The organism is Paenibacillus sp. MAH-35, from assembly GCF_058135425.1.
Genome location: NZ_JBYUPU010000004.1, coordinates 162884 through 184154 on the forward strand (window position 1 = coordinate 162884; position 21271 = coordinate 184154).

Consider the following 21271-nt stretch of genomic DNA (forward strand, 5'->3'; position numbering starts at 1 on the left):
CAGGGGACGAAGCACGTCTGGATTCGCCGGACTAACAGGAAAGGCAGTGAAACCGATTGGCGCTCAAAAAAGCGATGATCATCGTTGACCGGGGCAACAGCAAAGAAAATATCGAGGTGTTGTTTAACCCAAGCGAATACGCGATGGATGCGAGCAATCATTACAAATGGGAACGGGTTCCCGGGCTGTCGATGCCGGTGGGGCAGTTCGTCAGCGGCAATACGACGACGCTCACGATGGATTTATTTTTCGATACATATGAAAAAGGAACGGACGTGCGGGATTACACCAAAAAGATTACGGGCTTGCTCGATGTGGAAAGAGAGCTTCACGCTCCTCCCGTGTGCCGGTTCGTATGGGGTTCCGTCGATTTCAAAGGCGTCGTCGAAAAAGTGGCGCATTCGTTCACGATGTTTCTCGATTCGGGCATACCGGTGCGCGCGAAGCTGAAAGTTACGTTCCGTTCCTGGTATACGAAGGAGGAGCAGCTGCAGCATATCCCTCGGCATTCGTCCGACCGGACGAAACAAAAGATGCTGAGCCAGGGCGAGGAGCTGTGGATGATCGCCGCCCATGAGTACAAAGACCCCGGGATGTGGCGGGAGATCGCCAAGGCGAACCGGATCGACAATCCGGCCAGGCTGCAAACCGGAAGACGAATTACCGTTCCGAGGCTGGACTGAGCGATGGCGGAATTAAAGCTGGAAACCGACTCGTACCCGTTCGCCAGTCTGGAAAAGAAGTACGCTCAATTTTTCGCTCCGGCCGCAGTCGTCAAAGTAAACGGAAGCAAAATCGACGACAGTATTCCGCTCGCCATGGTCCGCGTCGAAACGACGACGGAAGCGACTGCGGATTCGTTCCTGATCCGCGTCACGAATGCGTATGAATGGGATTCCGGCAACTGGAAGTGGCTGAACGTATTCCAACTCGGCGCTTCCATCGACATCTCGCTCGGTTACCTGGATAAGCTCGAGCTCGTATTCAGCGGATATATTACCTCCGTCACCGTGGAATTTATGGAGAACGACGGCGGCGTTGTGAACGTCAGAGGGATGGATTTAAGCTTCTTCATGATGAAGGGGACCCGGATGCAAACCTGGAACGACAAAAAATACAGCGATGTGGTCAAAGAAATCGCTTCAAGGCATAAAGCTACGGCGCATGTTGACGATACGACGATACAGCTGCCGACGATCTCGCAAAATATGATGGACGACTTTCATTATATCCAGCATTTGGCCGGGCTGCTCAACTACGACTTTTTCGTGGTCGGCAAACATCTCTATTTTCGCAAGCCGCTCACCCAGATGACGCCGGTGACGACGCTGGCGCTGGGCAAAGAACTGCGCGCGTTATCGATCGAGCACAATTTGGCCGAACAGCTGACCGGGGTGAAGATCCGGTTCTGGGACGATAAGGAGCAGAAGGTCGTCCAGAGCGAAGCCGGATCGATCACGAAGCTGGGCAGCAATTCGAAAACCGGTAAAGACGTGCTCTCCAAGATCGGGGACTATACGGAAACGTTATATATGAACGCCAGCTCGAACGACGAGGCGAAAAACTACGCGGACGCTTACCTCAATCACCGCTCGATGAAGCTGGTGACGGGACACGCCGAGTGCATCGGCATTCCGGAGATACGGGCCGGACGGTACTTGAAGCTGAGCGGCGTGGGCGATACGTACAATCAGACGTATTACATCACTTCCGCCAGCCACGTTCTCGACGATGACGGCTATGTGACGCGATTCCAGTTGGGAGGGAACGCCGTATGATGAATTTTCCCGCAGAACTGTCGCCGAACGTTCTGAATACGCGTATCGACGGCGTCATGATCGGCATCGTAACGAACAATAACGATCCGGACAAGCTGGGCCGGGTCAAGCTCCACCTGCCGCTTCACGACGAGAAGGCCGAGACCGGCTGGGCGCGGATCGCGACGATGATGGCGGGTAAGGAGATGGGCAGCCTGTTCATCCCGGAGGTCGGAGACGAAGTGCTGGTCGCCTTTCATCTCGGCCAGATCCGCTATCCGATCGTTATCGGCACGTTGTGGAACAGCAAGCAGGCGCCGCCTTCTCCTGCGGACAAAAACGACGAGCGGAAAATCGTATCCCGCTCCGGCAACCAGATTTTATTTACCGATAAAGCCGGCGAAGAAACGATTACAATCAAAACGAAAAAAGGGCAAACCGCCGTTTTCGCAGACAAGGACGATTCGCTGACGATCGCCGACAGCAGCGGCAACAACCAAATATCGATCCAGGGCGGCTCGGCCAACGAAATTACGATATCCAGCAGTTCCACGGTAATCAAGATCGATGCCAAGGGCAGCGTGAAGATCGAAAGCGCTAAAGAGATCAACATCAAATCCACGCAGGTCAATATCGAAGCTTCCGCTACGATGACGATCAAGTCGGGGGCCGCGCTCGATATCAAGTCGGACGGAATGATCAATATTAAAGGGACGATGGTCAAAATCAACTGATCCGGCGTGCCGGTGGCGGAAAGCTGCGCAGAGGAAGGAGCGCGCGATTACGATGTCAAACGAGTTTTTGGGACGCGGCTGGAAATTCCCGATTCAGGTCGATCCGGCCACGGGGAAAATCCGGATGTCCGAATACGAGGAAGATATATACGAATCGATCCGGATCATACTCGGCACTACGCGGGGAGAGAGGGTAATGCGCCCGGACTTCGGCTGCGAAGTTGCGGAATTCGCCTTCGGACCGACCGACGATACGACGCTTGCGCTGCTGGAAGGCAATGTGCGGGAGGCGATCCGGATCTGGGAGCCGAGGGTGGACGAAGTGGAAGTAACGGCGACGCCCGACCGGGAGATGCTGGGCAAGGTCCACGTCCGGATTCAGTACACGGTCCGCACGACCAACAATTTGTTCAATCAGGTATATCCGTTCTATTTATTCGAAGGCACGCACTAAACGGAAAGAAGGAACCGGCCGCAATGTCCAACCTACATACGGCGAGGGGGTGGAATCGTGAATCCTCCGCAGCTTGATCCCCGCACGATGGCGGATTTATTCGCCCGAATGAAAGAACTGGCGCCGTTTTACACGCCCGAATGGCGGTTTACGCCGGAAGATCCGGATCCCGGTGCCGCCCTGTTCGCCCTGTTTGCGGACATGTACCACGAAAACGTCAAAAGGCTCAACCGGGTGCCTGCCAAAAACTTAGTCGCCTTTTTGAACTTGTTCGACGTATCGCTTCTGCCTGCGCGCCCGTCCGTCAGTTATGCGGCGTTCACGCTGAATGAAGGCACGAAGGAGCCGGTGCTGATCCAAGCCGGGACGCGGATTCATGCGGCCGGAGCGGACGGAGAAGTTCCGTTTGAGACGGAAAGGTCCGTCTTCTTGACGCCGGCCCGCTGGCACGCCGCCTTTTTGTCGAGTAAAAAACACGATTCGATCGTCAGGGTCCCGGAAGAGCTGCTAACCGATCCGGAGAGGGGGCAGGCTGCGTCAACCCCGCTTTTTGTGATCGGGGGCAGGGACAACTTGCAGGCGCATGCGATGTATTTGTCCCATGACGATATGTTCACGGTATTCGAGACGGCTAGAATCGAAGTGGAGATCGGCAATTCGGCCCGGAGGGACGAGGTTCAGATGTGCAGCCAGCTGACCCGGCCGGAATGGGTGCAGTGGCTGTATTCGTCCAAGGACGGCTGGCTTCCGTTCGATGCGGTGTGGGGTGCGGGCAACCGGATCGTGCTGACCAAGTCGACTCCGGGCGAAATTGCCGAGGTTGAAGTGAACGGTACGCAGGGACGCTGGATTCAGTGCCGTCTGCAGCCCCATGAGCCCGGCAAGAAGTCGCTGGCGGAGAGCGGATTGTCGCTCGACCGGATTGCGGTGAAAACGGACTACGAGGACAGCGCCGGTCATGGCGGACTGAATCCTGACATTATGTTTTTTAACGATATACAAGCGGACCCCGCCGGGTTTTATCCTTTCGGCGACCAGTTCGCCCAGTACGGCACTTTTTACTTGGCGAGCCGGGAAGCGTTCTGCAAGAGGGACGGGATGATCGACCTGTCGTTTTCATTAAAAGCGATCGAGAACCGGTTTATACCGGAGCACGTGCCGGCGATTGACTGGAAATTGGTCATGAAGAAATCGCAGTTCGAGAAGCCCGATCCGCCGAAAGTATCGATTACCGGGGTCATCTGGGAATATTGGAACGGCTCGTCCTGGGTCCGTCTGGACGCAGGCAAAGAAGCGGAGAAGCTGTTCTATCATCCCGGCAGCGAAGCGGTCCGCAAGCGGATCGGCTTCCGGTGCCCGGGCGATCTGGCTCCCGTGTACGTGAACGGGCATTTCAACTACTGGATTCGCGGACGTATTCTTCAGATGGAAAACGCGTACGCTCCGTTCCCCGTGTACCTGTCCCCGTGGGTGGAAGAGGTGAAGCTGGCCTACCGGTATGAGGAGCGGGTGTACGCGCTGGAGCGGTGCCTGACGCTGAACAATACGGTTTATGAAAACCGGACACGGCACAGCCGTTCCGAGAAGGGCGGCTTTGAGCCGTTCGTACCGCTGGAAGGCAAGCATCCTACGCTCGTCCTCGGCTTCGACCGCCCTCCGGTCCGCGGACCGGTCTCGATCTACGCCGCCGTCGTGCCGCAGCGGATGAAGGCGGAGGCGGTGCCGTATCTCGAATGGGAATATTTGCGCTCGGCCGCTCCCGGAGTCCGGTCTCAGTGGGCTCCGCTGAAGCTGATCGACGGTACGAAAGGGTTAACCGAAAGCGGGACGCTTCAATTCGTCGGGCCTGCAGATTTTGCCGATGATCTTGTTTTCGGGGAGCGGGGCTGCTGGATTCGTGCCGTGAACCGGGATGACCGCTACGATCATATCAGCGACAGCGACGATTTCCCGCGGGTCAAAGGGTTGTTTTTAAATACGGTAAGAGTCGTTCAGCAGGAAACGGTAGCCGCGGAATATCCGGAAAGCCGGGCGCTCGACGAGGGCGTGTACAAGCTGAGCCGGAAAAATATCGTCTCCGAGGAAGTATGGGTCGACGAGACGGTGCGGATTACGGAAGAAGACCTCGCTGCGTTCGCCGAAGCGGGAGAGCCCGAGTACGAAGCGATCCGCGACAGCGACAGGCAGCTTCAGCGCGTCTGGGTCCGGTGGCAAGAGGTCGCCCACTTCGCCGGCTCGACTGCCAAATCCCGCCACTATACGATCGACCGCACGTTCGGCCAGCTTCGGTTCGGCGACGGGGTTCACGGGCTGGAGCCGCCGAAGGACGGCCTGGAGAAAGTCAGGGTCACCTACCGGGTAACGGCAGGCAGGAAAGGCAATACGCCGGCAGGCACGATTACCGCTCTGCAGAACTCGATCGCCTTCGTCGGCGGCGTTACCAACGTGGAGCCGGCCGCCGGCGGCTGCGATCCGGAGACGATGGATTCGGCCGTCCGGCGCGGGCCGCAGCTGTTGAAGCATCACGGCAGGGCGGTCACAGCGGAAGACTTCGAATGGCTGGCCCGGGACGCTTATCCGAATATAGCCAAAGTGAAATGTATGGCGAACCGGAATGCGAAGATGGAGAAAGCGCCCGGGGCGATGACGCTGGTCGTGCTGCCCAAGGAAGGCCAGGCGGGATTGCCGGCATTTCCCGAGCTGAAGAAACGGGTCGAGACGTATGTGCTGCAGCGCGCTTCCTCGCTGGTGGCCTGGCCGGAAAATATCCGGGTTGTCCCCCCGGTATTTCTGGAAATTTCGATTACGGCGGTAGTCGCGGTGGAGCATTTCGACGATGTGCTTCCGGCGGAACTCGAGGCGGTTCAGAAGCTGAACCGGTTTCTCGATCCGCTTGGCGGCAACTTTGACGGACAGGGATGGGAAATCGGACAAACGGTGCATCCGTCCGTATTTTACGCTTTGTTGAAGACGATCCGTTCGATCTCGTTTGTTGAGAAGCTGTACATGTCCGTTTATATGCTGGAAGACGACCGCCGGGTTGAAATCGACGGAAACCGCCCCCTGCATATTCCTCACGGCGTTATCGTCAGCGGAACCCATAAAGTGTCGGTCCATGCTTTGTAGGATCGAGAGACCATCAAGGCCTGAAGGCCGGAGAGCGAGGAGATAGACGATGCTGCCGTTGCCCAATTTGGACGATCGCATGTTCGAGCAAATGGTTCGGGAAGCGCGCGAGGCGATACCGAAACTATTTCCCGAGTGGACGGACGAGAACGCCCACGATCCGGGGCTGACGATGCTCGAGCTGATGGCGTGGATGACGGAAATGCAGCAGTATTATTTGAACCGGATTACGGCGAGAAGCGAGCTCAAGTTTTTGAAGCTGCTTGGAGTAAAGCCGCGTCTGGCTGCCTCCGCCTCGTGCGAGGTCGCCTTTTCCGGTGCGCGTCAGCCGCTCACGATTCCCGGAGGGACGCCGCTGCAAGCGTTCGATCAGTCGTACGAGACGCTTGAGGCGCTCCGGCTGATCCCCGCCGTTCTCGAGAAAGTGATGGTGAGGACCGATACGGCGGCCGGCGATTTTACGGCGAACTTGAAGACGGGCATCGCCTTTTATGCGTTCGGGCCGGAAGCGCGCAAAGGCAGCCGGCTGTTCGTAGGCTTCGACCGCGAGCTGCCGCCGGACACCGACATCGAGCTGTCAGTACGGCTGTCGGACCGGTATCCGGTGCCGGTCGGGCGCGGCGGTACGGACCATGAACCGCCGCCGATCTCGTCCGCCGCGGTATCCTGGAAATACGCGGGCGAGGAGAACGGAGACGGCTGGGTTCCGGTGCAGACGATCGGCGACACGACGGCGAGTCTGTCGCAGTCCGGCAGACTGACGTTCCGGCTGACGTCCCGGATGAGTCCGAGAGCAATGTATCCCGCGGACGATAAGAAGCGGTACTGGCTCGTCTGTGTCCTGGAGCGGGAAGGGTACGAGCTTTCTCCGAAGCTGGAGAGCCTGTGCATCAATGCGGTTCGGGCCGAACAGGTCCGGACCTTCAGCGAGACCGTCCATTTCGACTCGGACGGAGAAGCCGGACAAAGCTGCGAGACCGCCCGGTATTTGGCTTGGACCGGGGGTGTCGTCGTGCAGGTTCGGGATGATCAAGGTGACTGGCGGGAATGGAGAACGGTGGAAGCTTTGGAAAATTGCCGTGCGGTTGACGAATGCTGCGTCCTATCGAAGGACCCTTCCGCCGGTTCGCTCCGAATCGATTTCGGAGACGGCCGCCAAGGAGCGGTCCCGCCGGCGGGCCAGAACCGGATTCGCCTGATCGCCTTCGACCCGGCTGCGGAAGACCGGCTGTGGGTCGGAGCGAGCAACGGGCTGCCCGATCAGGAGTTCGACATTTCCCGTTCGGGCACGTTCCGAAGTCCGGGCATGCAGCTGCAGGTCGCCTCCCGCGATATGGTCTCGGGACGGCTGACGTGGGAGGACTGGAGCCAGGTTGACGACTTTGACCATTCCCGGTCGACGGACCGGCACTACATATACGTTCGGGCCGAAGGGCTGATCCGCTTCGGCAACAATGAGCAAGGAGCCATCCCCGCCAAGTCGGGCGTACCGAACATCCGGTTTGCCGCCCTGCATTCAGGGGGCGGGCAGCGGGGGAACGTCAAGAAGAGCATGATCGATTCGTTCGCCGCCCGGCATCCGGAGTGGGCCGGCATCGAAGTGACGAATCCGGCAGCCGCCTCCGGCGGCACCGAGGAGGAAACGCTGGAGAACGCCAAGCTTCGGGTGATGCATGAGCTGAACAGGCCGACAAGAGCCGTGACGGTTGAAGACTACGAGGCGATCGCCAAAGAAACGCCGGGACTGCGCGTCGCCAGAGTGAAGGCGATTCCGCTGTATAAGCCGGATATGAGAGATTATCCGCGGGAGAAAGCGGCCGCGCATATGACGGTCGTCGTCGTCCCTTACAGCGAGAGCGAGAAGCCGCGGGCCGGCCCGGGGTTTTTGGAGACGGTCCGCCGCCACTTGGACCGGCACCGACTGCTGACGACGGAACTCCATGTCATTCCGGCCGAGTATATCCAGGTCACCGTACACGCGGTCGTCGTGGTCGAGCCTTCCTGCAAAGACAACCCCGCATTTATCGTAAACGAGCTGGGACGTCTTCTCCGTCCGATGGGGCATGGCGACGGCGAAGGCTGGCGGTTCGGCCGGACGGTGTATAAGGGTGACATATACGGTGCGGTAAGCAGGCTGAAAGGTGTCGTCTACGTACAGGATCTGTGGCTTGACGCCGAAGGGACTGCGGTGCGCAAGGACGGTGGGGGCGACATCCATCTTCCTCCATACGGGCTCGTTTATTCAGGAAAGCATGAGATTGAGCTGATCGGCGTGTCGGACTTGTAGAACCGGCGCGCCGAGTGCAGCGGCTTGCTTAAGCTTCAGACAGGAGGGGACCGCATGCGGCGGGCGGCACGGTTTTTCTCATTCAACAAACCGGCGGACTGGCACAACGGCCGGATGGCCAATATGAGCGTTCGCAGCTCGGGAATTTCCATCGAGCGGACGGACAAATATTCGGTGTACAAATCGGTACAGTCGTACGAGATCGACGGTGCGGACGAAGCGGCCGATTTCGCCGTAGGTCCGGGCAGCAAGCTGTATGTGCTCGACAGCCGGGCGGGACTTTGGGTGCACGACTACGAGAATCGCCACACGGAGCCGTTGTTTTCGCCGGGGCACCAGCTGTTTACGAACCGGTCCTATCTCGCGGCAGAGGGAGACTGCCTGTATATTGTCGACCCCGGCGGAGAAAACCGGATCAGCTCCGTAGCGCCGTCCAACGGCCAGCTGTTATGGACGGCCCGGCGCTGGAACGGAACCGAACTGTATCCGCTTGCGGCGGCAGCCGACAAAGGGCGCCATCTGTACACGGTCGTTCCGCTCGATCCCGCAGGCGATGCGCCTGACAGCGCGGAGGTGCCAGCCGGGAGCCGCATCGCCGTCCTGCAGTGGAATTCTTCGGGGGAAGTCGTTCGCGTATTCGAGCACGAGACGATGCGGCTGGACAGCGCCGCTTCGGTCCGCGACCTGTGCGGCCGGTTTTCTCTCGCGAGCGCAGGCGAGGGCGAGCCGGTGCTGCTCGATTCGGTCCGCAAGACGGTTACGCGGTTCGGCCGGTACGGGGAAGACCCTGCAGTCATCCGGACCGTTCAGACCGGTATGCCGGCCGGGGTGGCCGTAGATGCCGAAGGCGCCGTGTATGTAGGAGACGGAAGTCGCGACGGTACTTCGGAGGACGAGCGGTTTATTTTCCAATACGCGGCTTCCGGGGAGTGTACGGCAAAAGTATCCGGTTACCGCTCCCGGGCGGATAAGCTGCTCCATGACCGCAAAAACCGGATCTACGCGCTCGACCGGGAGAAGGGCGTTATCACTCTCCTCGAGCTGCAATCGCGGACGATGACGCTGGCGGATACGGGATTGCCGGAAGCGTGGTACGTGTCGGGAGAGCTGGACAGTGTGGAGGAAGAGACCGAGTGGCACAAAATCGAGCTGCTGGCCGATATTCCGGAAGAAACGCAAATCCGCTTTTCCTGCTTTGCCACGGACGAGCGGTACGGCGTACTGGAAGGCGAAGTCGTCGATTACAGCGAGTATTTCGGCAATCCGGACATCCCGCTGGCGCGCAAATGGAAAGCTTCGCGCCACTTATGGTCGGAGCCGATCGTCAATCCGCGGGACGCCTTGCTGATGAACGCCAAAGGCAGGTACTTGTGGTACCGTCTCGAGCTCGCCGGCAGCGAACGGACGGCCCCGGTTGTCAGCAGGCTGCGCGTTCATTTTCCGAGACAGTCTCCGATCGTCCACCTGCCGTCCATCTATCAGGAAGATCCGGGCGGTTCCAAGTTTTTGGAACGGTTTCTCGCCTTGTTCGGCACGTTTTTCGCGGAAATGGAAGAGAAGATCGACAAGATCAGCTCCACGTTCGATCCGGACGGAGTCGCCGGTCCGTACTTGACCTGGCTCAGCCGCTGGCTGGCGCTTGATATCGCCGAGAGCTGGGACGAACCGAAGCTGCGGACGCTGATGAAGCGGGCGCCCGAGCTGTATAAATTACGCGGAACAAGGCAAGGTTTGTCGCAGATGCTGCATATTTATACGGGAGTGGAGCCTTTCATCGTGGAGCAGCACCAGCTGAAGCATATGCAGGAGTCGTCCGAGCTGCGGCAGATGTTCACCCGGTTGTACGGCGACAATCCGTACTGCTTTTGCGTGATGCTGCCGCCGGAATGCGTGCGCAGCGACAAGCAGCGGATGATGGTCGAGAACATTATCGAGGATCAGCAGCCGGCATACGCGGAAGGCAGACTCGTCATCCTGCAGCCGTGGATGCATGCGGATATGCATACGTACATCGGAATCAACACGGTGCTGTCGGAGCCGACGCTGCTTACGCTCGACCGGCAATCGTCCATGCCGCACGGCACGGTGCTTATCGATGTGGACCGGGATAAGAGGATCGACATCCATACCCGCCTGGAGCTGGACTCGGGCTTGGAATAAACCGAAGGGAAGGGACCCCAATGAAAAAATCGCGGTATTACCCGTTCGAAAGGAACCGGTATTTTTACGGCAAGCTTCTGACGGTCCGGGACTTCGAATCGGAGCAAAAATATTTCAACGATAAGCGGCGCATGATGAACCGGCTATTGTTCGGCAGCGGCGTCATAACGGGGATGCAGGTGATCGCCGTGGACGACAAATCCGTATCGGTTGAGATGGGGGCGGCGATCGATGCGCTCGGACGGGAAATTGTCGTACCTGCTCCGGTTACGCTGAAGCTGTCGATGATGGACGGCTTTACGAATAACGAATACGCCAAAAACGTTTACCTGTGCATCTCTTACGACGAGAAGGGCAAGGAGCCGGTCCATTCGATCGCCAACTCGACGGTTCGTTCCGATGAAGTAAGCGAGTACAACCGGATGCTGGAAAGCTACCGGCTGTTTATCCGGGAGGAGGCTCCGGACCCGTCCGCGCTGCCGATGGCCGGCCTGACCGAACAGACGGTCGTCCTCTATCAGAGCTCCCAGGTGCGGGTGCTGCAGATTACGCCGAAGTACGTGAATCCGGGGCAGACGTTCCACGCGACGATCCGGATCGAGAAGACGCTGCAGGCCGGTAAGGTCGAGCTGGAATACGAGCTGGCTACGGAAAGGCTCGCTGCTCCCGGCGGCAGCACCGTCCGGTTTGCCGAGCCTTCGGACGCCCAGGAGACCGAATATGAATTTCAAATCGAGCTGTGTGCGGATGCTGTCGGCTCCGGGAAAGCCCAGATCGGCGTTATTCCCGGATCGGCCGTACTGCGCGTAGGTGATAAGCGGATCGACGGGATGTCCAGAGAAACGGGAGTCGTCCATATTATGCACGGCTCGGTCGAAGAGCAGCTGATGGACGATTTCCTGAAGCAGCCGCTGGAAGTGTCGCTGGAATCCTCGTCCGATCCGTGTATTTATTTGGCCAAAATCGGCTTGCTGCAAATGGGACCGACTTATGTGATCGAACGGGTGGAGCAGGTTCCGTTCGGCGAGTTCGTCTATAATCCTTCGGCGGCGTACCGTCTTGCCTTGGCGGAAGCAAGACGTAACCGGAGCGTTCCGGCGGGGCCGGACAGCATGCCTGAGCTTTCGCCGGCTCTTGTTCGCGAAGCGATGCGGAGCGCCGAGCGGGATAAGGAAACGCCGGAAGCGGCGAAGAAGACGGAGCCGGCCGCTCCGCTGTCCGGCACGGAGGAGCTGCGCAGCGGCTTCGTTGATATCCCGATTTCGCCGTTTGCCAAGTCGGCTCTGTCGTTCGGCAAGGCGGTCAAAAGCTTCGTATCCCAAGAAATCGAGCACGGTTACGGCCCTGGGGATGTGTATATCGTGACGAATATCGAGGAACGGACGTACGACGCAGTATCGGATATGCTGAACAGCGGCCAGCGCGCTTATTTCGGGGCGGCGGACGTATTTACGGGGAGCGAATTCGAAGCCGAGCTGCCGGATATCCAGACTGGTATCGTCGCTTACCCGCAGAAGGGAACGTTCCGGATCGGCATCAAGCTTCGCCAAGTAGCCGAGGCGCGGACCGTAAGAGTGCGCTGGTGGGCGTACCGCAGCACAACGGGCGAGGGCGAGGGGGCTGCCGAGGCGGAAACGAAGGGCAACCCGGGGATCGTCACGTTGTCCGAGGCGGCCGTCAGCCTGGAGAACAAGCCGGAGTAAGGCGGGGGAACGGCTAAGAAGCCGTAGGAGCAGGCTGCTCCCACGGCCCGTCCGCGGACCGGCAGGTCCGATAAGACAAGTGAAGAGGCTGTCCCCTCGCGGGAGACAGCCTCTTGCTTGCAGAAACGGGCGGCTTGTTATCGCTTCGCCCGTTCGATCGCCGAAATATCGAGCTGGAACGCAGCGCTCTCGCCTTTGTTGAAGGTGAGCTCATACAAGTAGTCGCCGCGGTAATACCGGTTGACCGTCATTCCGCCAGGAGCGGACGCGCGAAGCTCCAGCACGGTGAAGCCTTCGGCATTCGTCTTCTCCGAGCCGTTAAACGTCTCGATTCCCGGCTGGAGCACCGAGAGTGGTTTGCTGCCCCATACCGATACTTCGGTGACGACGGCTTCCTTCGGATTGGACTTGGAGGGAGCGGCAAGAAAAGACATCTGGTAATCCGGATAATGCAGCTGGAACTTGAGACTGGCGGTGTCGGCCGCTGCCGTAGAGACTGCGGCGCCTGCGCCGGCAGCCGCGCTTGCGCGATCCGTACCGGCGGTGCCAGCCGAAGCGTTCCCGGCCGCGGTCATGTCCAGCGGCTGAACCTGATCCAGCAGCGCGACTTCTCCCGGCTTGCCGAGAAGCTCTTCGATCTTTTTGCTGGGCAGGCCGATAAACGATTGGAGGCTGATCCGGCCTTGCTCGAAAAACGACTTCAGCACCGGGGTTCCAGCCGAATCCAGCAGCGTCCCGACACCGTCGTACAGCCCGTCGACAAAATCGCCTTTGTAAAGCGGTTTGCCTGCGGCGTCATACGCTTCGCCCGTTCCCGTCAACAGGCCGCCCCGGAACGTTCCTTTCAGCCGGACAACGCCGTTGTCGTCCGATAGCTCACCGGAACCGGCGTAAGCTCCGGCGGCGAACTGGCCCTTGTACTTGACCAAGCCTGTGGCCGGGTTATACTCGGCGCCTTCTCCGGAGTAGCGTCCGCCTTTAAACGCTCCTTCGTAGACGAGCCGCCCTAATTCATCGTACTGTTTGCCGGTTCCGTTGAATTCGCCGGCGGCAAATTCGCCTTCGTAGCGGATCTGGCCGTTCTGTCCGAACAGCTTGCCCGCTCCATGGTACATGTTCTCGAGGAACAGCCCTTCATAGAGCAAAGAGCCGTTATCGGCGTACAATTTGCCCGCGCCGCCGAACTTGCCGTTCTGGAATTCGCCGGTGTACCGGATCTTGCGGTCGGCTTGGAACAGCGTCCCGGGACCGTTGTACTGGTCGGCAGCGAACTGGCCTTTGTAGAGCAGCTTTCCTTGCCCGTCGTACAAGGAGCCGCCTCCTTGCTTCAGGCCTTTGTCGAACTCGCCTTCGTACAGCAGGCTTCCCGTCTCGCTGTACAGCTTGCCGCTTCCCATGTAGAGACCGCCTTCGAGGCCGCCCGTATAACGGGGCTGCTTGGCCTGGTCGACAACTTTCGCTTGGCCGGATACCGTCATCGCTTTGGGGCTGTTCTCGATAACGACCGGGACCCGGTTGAACCATTTGTTTACGAGGGCGGGCGGTTTAATAAACAGGAAGTACGAGAGAACCAGTACGATGAGGACTGCGACGACGAGAAGACGTTTTGATACGTAATAAGAACCGACGGCTACGTAGTTTTTCAGAGACGTTTCTCTCGTCCCGATTATTCCTTTGACGGCGGCCTGGAACTTCTTGATCAGGATGCCCGGAAGCTTTTTGGCCTCCCGGAGCGGCCTCAGCACTTTGTAGACCAGCGGATTCAAAATCGGTCTGAACACATTTTCAAGCGTCTTGGTATTTAAAGCCAACGAGTTCACTTCCTAACGCATAATATCATGGTACTTGAATGGTCATCTGACCGGGCTGGACGATCTGAATGACGCCTCCCCAATTGCACATGCACTTGGACGTATTATTCAGCGCCGGCATATTGCCGATCTGCACCGTTGGACAACCGGGCGCCCACGGCGCGGCGGTGACCGGGACGCACGGAACCGGAGTTAACGTTCCGAACTTGGCCGCCGTAGCGGCCGCGACCGCCGGATTCGCCATGGACTGGCACATCCCGAAAGGCAAGATGTTCAGCATCGGTTTGTTGTCCATAATGTTCGCGATCGGCATCGAAGTGATCACCCGATTCGCTGGCAGCACCATTAAAGAACTGGGGGCGGCACCGAAGCTGCACTGCAGCATGGCCCCTCCGCAAACAACGTTTCCCATTATCACATTCTTCCAATCTTGTTCACCTATATAGATGAAGAGATGATATAATTAGTTTCATAGTACTAGAAAAACCATCGGCCAGCAATATATTCCAGGTACAAGAATCGACTTCCGGAGGAACTAAATTTCCGGGAACGGCTTGAAGTACCGGGGTCAGGCCCGGATGGGGGCCAAAAAACGCAGTTGCAGCACGGCAGGGACTTTTTCACTATAGCGGTGAATCGGGATGTATCCAATCAGTAAAAGGAGAGCCTCACTGTGAACATGGCAAGCCGAATGAAGCTCGGACTGGCTCTACTGCTCGCGATCGCCGCTCCGATGGCGGTTTCTCCCGGAGTGGCGGGAGCGGAGCTGAGATCGCTGACGATGACCGAGGCGGTCGACCTGGCGCTTAAGCGCAGCCCGCAGCTCCGCGACGCGCGAAGCGAAGTCAGGCTGAAGGAAGCGGAGCTCGAGCAGGCGCATTACGCGCAAAAAAGCGAAGAGGAGAAAGCTGCCGGCTTGTTTGCGAAGCCGAAAAATATAAGCCAGCAGCTTCAAATCCGGATGAAGGTGCCGCAAGCCCGCATGCAGCTGGAAGTGTGGCGCGAGAAGCTGAGGCAGCAGGCGCTCGAGGTGCGATTCGAGACGGAGAGCGCGTATTTGCAAGTCTATCAGGACATGCAGGCGGAGCAGAAGGCGCGGCAGCGGTGGGACGAGGCCGGGAAGGCGCTCGAATCGGTCCAGCAGCGGCTGAGGTACGGGCTGGCCAAGCAGCCGGACAAAGAAACGGCGGAGGATGCACTTGCCCGGGCGGCTTCGGCATATAAGCAGGCGCAGCTTGTAGCCAAGGGCTCCCGGCTGGCGTTCGGAGAGAAGCTCGGGGAACGGACGGAACTGCCCTTTGCGATGACCTTCGAGCCGCTGTATGCGGACCTGTCGCAAAACGCCTTGCCGGGATATATTGCGGAGGCGCTGAAGACGAATATCGGCTTGATTCAGGATATGCACAATCGTCGTCTCGCAGACGAGAAGCTGAGCGCGACCCGTCATCTGTACGCTGCCAAATTCGGTGCGGCGCGCATGAAAGTGTTCGACCGGATGTATGCGGGTCAGCCGGTCGATATGGACCTGTTTACGGCCGGCTACGAGTCGCTGCTGGACCAAGTGCGCAGCGATTGGGAAGGGTATGTGTGGATCGTCCTCCCGATTCCGAAGCAGCTGTTTCAGGGCGAATTCGACGGCTTGCGTTATCTGGACGATCTCCGCAACGGCTTGCCGCTCGCGACGATGGAGCAGCAAGCGGCGGAGTTGAAGGAGAAAGAGAGCAGGAGCGCCGTCATAACGGCCGTCAGGCAGTCGTATCTGGATGCGAAAGGCGCGGAAGAATCGTATGCCGAAGCGCTCCGGGCGCGCGATGCGGCGCTGGAAGCCCAAGAGAAGACCGAGTCGATGATCCGGCTCGGACTGGCGGCTTCGGAGAAACGGACGGAAGCGAGAGAAGCATTCGAGCAGACGGAAGCGGCTCTCCTGACGTCACAGATCGCCTACCTAAACGCAGTCGGCAAGCTGAACGCCGCTGCCGGGGGAGCGCTGGTGCGGACTTACCGGCCGGGTATTCTCCCTTACGAGACGATCGACGACGGTTTAGGAGAGGCTAAGCCGCCTCCGGACAAGCCCTTCTCCGGCAAATGGACTTTAAAGCCGGCGGTCGGCGAGCTGCTGAGCGAATTTACGGCGAGCCCGGACAAAAAGCTGAAAGCTACCGATTATGCGTTGTTCGATTCCAAAGGAAAGCCGATCGCCGGCAGAACCCCGGCCGGCAAACCGGTTCGTGTTCTGAATCTGCATGTCGCCGATCCTGCCCAGGTCAAAATCGTCTTGTTCGCAGGTACGGAGACGATCGGGGAAGCGAGGCTGGAAGGCGGATCTTCACAGGGAACATTTCGGGTCGAGGCAGCCCGGCCGGCCCCGTCTGCGCCTGTCGGCGAAGCCGAATCCGAATCCGCCGCAGCGGCGGTCATTATCGGGACGGTTAAGGTGGCGCTGGACGCGCTTACGCAGGAAATTTACCAGGCGGCGTCTTCTACGGTGAAGCCGTCCGGACAAGGACTGTTTTACAGCCCCGACGGGACAGCCTGGTTCGGCATGGACCGGGTGACCGGCGCGGAATCGCTGAATGATCCGGCAGGGAAAGCGGCTTTATCGCCGGATGAGGTCGACGCCCTCCGCGTCACGATGGAGGTGCCCGGTAAGGGCGAACTGAAATCGCTCCTGACACCGGACGAGCTGGATCAGGAGATCGCCGTTCTCGCCGCGCAGATCAAGCAATTGGAGGCGGAGCAGGAAGCAGCCACAGCCGGAGGCAAGCTGGATATGCTTGCAGGACTGGCGACCCAGCTCGAAGACGCCAAAGCAAGATCCGCGATGCTGGAAGCGCTCAAGAAAGGCGAGACGGCGGAAGCTCTGCGGCATATGTCGCTGGTCAACAATCCCGAGGCGATCATGGTCAAGCTGGCGGCGCCTGGAGCGGAACCGGGAAGCGGAGGCGGCGCGGAGCCGCCAAGCCCCGAGATGCTCCAGGCGCAAGCGGGAGACGCGAAAGCCGCCATGCATGCAGCCGCCGCGGCCGGGGACAAGGACGAAGCGCTGCGAGCGATGAAGACGCTTGTGGAACTGCTTGCCGCTGCAGCCGATCAGTCCGGCGGCATATCGGAGGGGCTCGAGGTGCTTGCGAAGGCCAAGTCGGCGATCGCAGCGGATAAGAAGTCGGCGGAAGCGGCCGGCGAGACGGAGCGGCTCGAATCGGCCGTCCGCACGCTGTCTGCGGTCGAAGCTGCGGCGCGGCAATTGGAGAAAGAGCTGCTCTTTGCGAGGATCGATGGCTTGTCCGGACTGCTCGATGAATGGACTGCCGCGGAACAGGCGCCGGACGGCGCAACTGCAGATATTCAAGCGGCGATCGCCGCGGAACTGGGCGGGCTGACGGCAGAGCTGCTTGAACGGATCAAAGCGCTGCAAATCGAAACTTATACGGAAGCGGAGCTGCAAGCTCTCGGAGCCGTCGCGGAACAGATCGCAAGCGAGCCGGGAAGCCGCGTGCTGCCGCTGCCGGTGCAAAACCTGATATCGCCCACGATCCCCTTAAAGCTGGACGTGCCTCCGGTTGTGCTGGATGGCCAGGCGTTCATTCCGCTTCGCGCCGTATCCGAATCGTTAGGTGCGGCGGTCGAATGGGACGGCGATACGCAAACCGCTACCGTCAGTACGGAATACGGAACGGCCGAGCTTACGATCGGCAGCGGGACGGCTTATGTGAACGGCGTGCCGGTTGCGCTGGATACGGCCCCGCTTCTGATCGCGGAACGAACGTACGTCCCGCTTCGCCTTTTGGCCGAGGCGATCGGACTTGAGGTCGTCTGGAACGCCGCCGCGTTCACGATCGAGCTGCACGAGTAAACCGGTGGATGGAATACGAGAAAACGAGGAGAAGCCCATGAAGAAGTCCGTAGCGGTATTGGTGTTTGCCCTGCTGCTTGCCGCTGCCGCGGCCATGTTCGTGTTCCAGGAGCGGCACCTAATTAAGCAAAATCCGCTGAACCGCGAACTTCCGTTCGTCAGTCTCTCGAGGGCGATTGCCGATCAGTCGGGCAATCTGTACGTCATTGACAACTCGAAGAAGACGATTCACAAGCTGGACAAGGAAGGCACGCTGCAATACTCGATCCACAGCGAGGCGGGCAGAAACGGAGAGCTGTTCCGGTTCAACGATATGGCCGTCGACGAGTTAAACCGGCTGTACACGGTAAGGACGCTGCTCGATCCTTACGGACTTACGGTCAAATCGGAGCAGATCGTCCGGTACGACGCGGGCGGTAAGCTGGAGCGGGTATTGTTCAATCAGGACTACAACGATCCCAAAAACAAACGGTACCGGATCGGCGGATTGAAGAGCCCGCAAATCAAACAGGGCGAGTTATACTTTTTCAACGACGAAGTGAGTAAAGTGACCGAATACCGGTTCGCCGAAGGAGATGCGGAGCCTAGGGCGGTATACGCGTTTAACTTGCCCGGCAACAAATATTTGGCCGAAATCGACGGGGTCACCGCGGGGAGCATTTTTTATTCGGCCCGCAGCGGAGAAATTTATCAGGCGCTGGCGGACGGAACGTCGCGTATGGTTTATCCGCTGCCGGGGCTTGACCGGACGAGGCGCAACTTTCCGGAAAGCCTAAGGCTGGATTCGGCGGGACGGCTCGTCTTCATCGATTACAATTCGCAGGCGATCAGCCGTCTAGATCCGGCACAGCCGTACATCATCGAGGAGCTGGTCAACACCGCCAAAACCGAGGCCAGCGGCATCAGTATCCCGTATGAGAAGACGGACATCAGCCTGAGCCCGGACGGCGGCATCATCATCGTGGACGATACGCAGATGAACTTGCGGACGGCGGACGGCACGCTGAAGCCGTCCTTGCAAAACGTGCGTTATTCGGCCGGATACGTGGCGTACCGGTGGATGTTTTGGACGGTTGCGGCGCTCGGCGTGCTGCTGATTCTGTTTGCGTTCAGACTGATCTATATCGATCTGCTCGACAGACGGACATCGCTGCTGTTCAAGCAGGCGATCGTGTTCATTCCGGCGGTCGCGGCCGCAATGGTGCTGCTGTCGACGCTGATCTTCAACAATTTCGTATCCAAGATGGATGAGGAGACGTACCGCGAGCTGTCGCTGCTCGCCGCGAACGGGCAAAATCTGGTCGACGGCGACAAGCTGGAGGCGATCGACTCTCCCATCGAATATCGCGGGGAGACGTTTAATGCGTTCCGCCAGAAGATTAACACCATGTTCGACAACAACTCCGACAGCGCCAACCGCGGTTTCTACAAGGCGGTATACAAGGTGGAGAACGGGCTGATCTACCGTATCCTGGAAGATGACGACGAGATGCACATGTTCAACCCGTTCCCGATGACGGACGAAAACTCCAAGGTGGCGTCCGAAGGGAAAGTCATGACCGGAGGCTGGAAGGACGATACCGGCGTCTGGAACTACGCGATCGCACCGATCTACAACTCGGCGGGGAACATCGTCGGCGTTTTCGAAACGAGCAAAAACATGGAGTCGCTGCTGTCTCACCGGCGGGAGCTGCTGCAGACGATCGTCCGCAATATCGTAGTGATTTCGGCGGGGCTGCTGGCCGTGCTGTTGCTTATGACGTTCATTCAGCTGTCCTCGCTGCGCAAGCTGCGCCGCACGGTCGGAGACATCGCCCGGGGCAACTGGGACACGGCGGTGAACATCCGCACCCGCGACGAGATCGCCGATCTCGGAGAAAGCGTCAATACGATGGCCGAGCGCATCCGCGAATATATCGGGAAGGTCGAGGCGTTAAGCCAGGCGTATTACCGGTTCGTGCCCCAGCAGTTTTTGCGGTTTTTGAACAAGGATACGATTCTGGACGTCGAACTGGGCGATCAAGTCGAACAAAACATGAGTACGATGATATTCAATATCCGCAGCTTTTACATGCTGTCCAAACGGATGACGCCGGAACAAAACTTCAATTTCGTCAATTCGTTTTTGAAGCGGTTCGGGCCGTACGTGCGCAATAACAGCGGGATGATCAACAAATATTCCGGAGCCGGCTTTATGGCGCTGTTTCCCGGCCAGGCGGACGATGCACTGAAGGCGGCCATCGAGATGCGGCGGGAAGTCGAGCTTTACAATACGCACCGCGCCAACTCGGGCTACCGTCCGGTCGATATCGGAGTCGGCCTGCACAAAGGGCCGCTGCGTCTCGGCATTATCGGCGAGGAGCAGAGACTGGAAAGCAACGTCATCTCGGACAACGTGAACGTATCCACGATTCTGGAACGTTTGACGGAGCCGCTGGGCGCTTCGATTCTGATCACGGACAGCATCGTGCAGTCGCTGGACGGAGCCTCCGGTTTCCAGTACCGGAATCTCGGCCTGATTCAAGTGGGCGGCATGAAGGAGCCGCTGCATCTATACGATGTATATCAGGGTGATCCGGATACGAGCCGGACGCTTAAAGACAAGACGAGGGCGCGGTTCGAGGAAGCGGTCACGTATTACCAGGTAGGCCGGTTTTACGATGCGCGGGAAGCGTTTTTAATGGTCATCAAGCAAAACAGGCAGGATAAAGCAGCTCAATTGTACTTCTACATCTGCGATGAATATTTTCAGAAAGGCACGACCGAAGACTGGAACGGAACATTGTCGGTTTCCTGACAAGGGAGAAAGGGAGGAACAGGTGTGAGCGGGGGGCAGCAAGCGGCAAGGAGCAATGAACACGAGTTTCGCATTATGCTAATGGAGAATGAGCGCGACGCCGCGCGGATCAGCCAGTTTTTTTTGTCGGAATGGTCGTTTGACGATCAGCGGCACACGCCGGGAGAGATCGAGCATTTTCGCAGCGGGCCGTTCGAGAGCCTGAAGCAGATGCACCATAAGTACTGGTATGTGGAAAATGAAGATGGCGATATTGTAGGCGTTACAAGCTGCAAGGAAAACGAGCACCGGACGGACGGCTACTTATGGGACTATCTGGTCGTCCACCGGAATTACAGACGGTTCGGCATTGCAGGGATGCTGTTTGATGCTCTGGAGCGGTACATCCGCTCCATCAACGGCCGTTACATTTTGACTTATACGTGCGACCTGCCGGAGTATACCCCGATTCAGCGGATGTTCCAGAAGCGCGGCTTCGGCCTGATCGGCCGGTATCCGAATTATTATTACGACGGCGAAGACCGGATCGCATTTTATAAAAAACTGAATCTTTGAATGAAGCAACGGATTCATAGACCAACGGATAGGA

Annotated in this window: 13 protein-coding genes; 11 read left to right on the top strand and 2 right to left on the bottom strand. The window is 58.7% G+C overall.

From position 1 onward, the window contains the following. The first annotated feature begins 56 nt into the window (after window positions 1-56). Genes AC3Y2E_RS05570 through AC3Y2E_RS05605 form a run of 8 tightly spaced genes read left to right on the top strand, consistent with a single transcriptional unit; the run spans window position 57 to window position 12221 of the window. Window positions 57-683 carry a CIS tube protein gene (locus tag AC3Y2E_RS05570; protein WP_223836914.1) on the top strand — a complete coding sequence of 209 codons (627 nt, stop codon included), beginning with the start codon at window positions 57-59 and terminating at the stop codon, window positions 681-683. A 3-nt stretch (window positions 684-686) separates the two neighbouring features. Continuing rightward, window positions 687-1778: a phage late control D family protein gene (locus AC3Y2E_RS05575; RefSeq protein WP_379208004.1), complete on the top strand. Its 1092-nt coding sequence runs from the start codon at window positions 687-689 to the stop codon at window positions 1776-1778. Next, window positions 1775-2491: a phage baseplate assembly protein V gene (locus tag AC3Y2E_RS05580; protein WP_190930627.1), complete on the top strand. Its 717-nt coding sequence runs from the start codon at window positions 1775-1777 to the stop codon at window positions 2489-2491. Before AC3Y2E_RS05575 ends, AC3Y2E_RS05580 begins: the two co-directional genes overlap by 4 nt. A 52-nt stretch (window positions 2492-2543) precedes the next feature. Continuing rightward, window positions 2544-2945 (top strand): GPW/gp25 family protein, encoded by a 402-nt coding sequence (locus AC3Y2E_RS05585; RefSeq protein WP_190930626.1) that lies wholly within the window; start codon window positions 2544-2546, stop codon window positions 2943-2945. A 57-nt stretch (window positions 2946-3002) separates the two neighbouring features. Continuing rightward, window positions 3003-6071, top strand: coding sequence for a baseplate J/gp47 family protein (locus AC3Y2E_RS05590; RefSeq protein ID WP_379208007.1), 3069 nt, complete (start codon window positions 3003-3005; stop codon window positions 6069-6071). A 49-nt stretch (window positions 6072-6120) separates the two neighbouring features. Beyond that, the gene (locus AC3Y2E_RS05595) at window positions 6121-8358 is read left to right on the top strand and encodes a putative baseplate assembly protein (protein WP_379208009.1); all 2238 of its coding nucleotides are present in this window, start codon (window positions 6121-6123) and stop codon (window positions 8356-8358) included. A 54-nt stretch (window positions 8359-8412) separates the two neighbouring features. Continuing rightward, entirely contained in the window at window positions 8413-10518 is a 2106-nt protein-coding gene (locus AC3Y2E_RS05600) for a phage tail protein (protein ID WP_379208011.1), read from the top strand. 20 nt (window positions 10519-10538) lie between these two features. Further along, the gene (locus tag AC3Y2E_RS05605) at window positions 10539-12221 is read left to right on the top strand and encodes a hypothetical protein (protein WP_379208013.1); all 1683 of its coding nucleotides are present in this window, start codon (window positions 10539-10541) and stop codon (window positions 12219-12221) included. Window positions 12222-12358: 137 nt separating this feature from the next. On the opposite strand, the gene AC3Y2E_RS05610 is transcribed toward AC3Y2E_RS05605, so the two are convergent. Together AC3Y2E_RS05610 and AC3Y2E_RS05615 are read right to left on the bottom strand one after the other, a co-directional pair. After that, window positions 12359-14032, bottom strand: a complete 1674-nt coding sequence (locus AC3Y2E_RS05610) for an MORN repeat-containing protein (protein ID WP_379208015.1) — start codon at window positions 14030-14032, stop codon at window positions 12359-12361. Between the two features lie 25 nt (window positions 14033-14057). Then, on the bottom strand, window positions 14058-14444 hold the full coding sequence (locus tag AC3Y2E_RS05615; protein WP_190930620.1) for a DUF4280 domain-containing protein: 387 nt from the start codon (window positions 14442-14444) through the stop codon (window positions 14058-14060). 267 nt (window positions 14445-14711) lie between these two features. On the opposite strand from AC3Y2E_RS05615, the gene AC3Y2E_RS05620 reads away from it, so the two are divergent. The 3 genes from AC3Y2E_RS05620 to AC3Y2E_RS05630 are packed head-to-tail and all read left to right on the top strand — an operon-like array spanning window position 14712 to window position 21237. After that, complete coding sequence (locus AC3Y2E_RS05620) at window positions 14712-17885, top strand: stalk domain-containing protein (protein ID WP_379208319.1); 3174 nt, start codon at window positions 14712-14714, stop codon at window positions 17883-17885. Between the two features lie 37 nt (window positions 17886-17922). Beyond that, entirely contained in the window at window positions 17923-20682 is a 2760-nt protein-coding gene (locus tag AC3Y2E_RS05625) for a HAMP domain-containing protein (protein ID WP_379208018.1), read from the top strand. A 24-nt stretch (window positions 20683-20706) separates the two neighbouring features. Next, complete coding sequence (locus tag AC3Y2E_RS05630; protein ID WP_379208020.1) at window positions 20707-21237, top strand: GNAT family N-acetyltransferase; 531 nt, start codon at window positions 20707-20709, stop codon at window positions 21235-21237. Window positions 21238-21271: the final 34 nt, after the last annotated feature.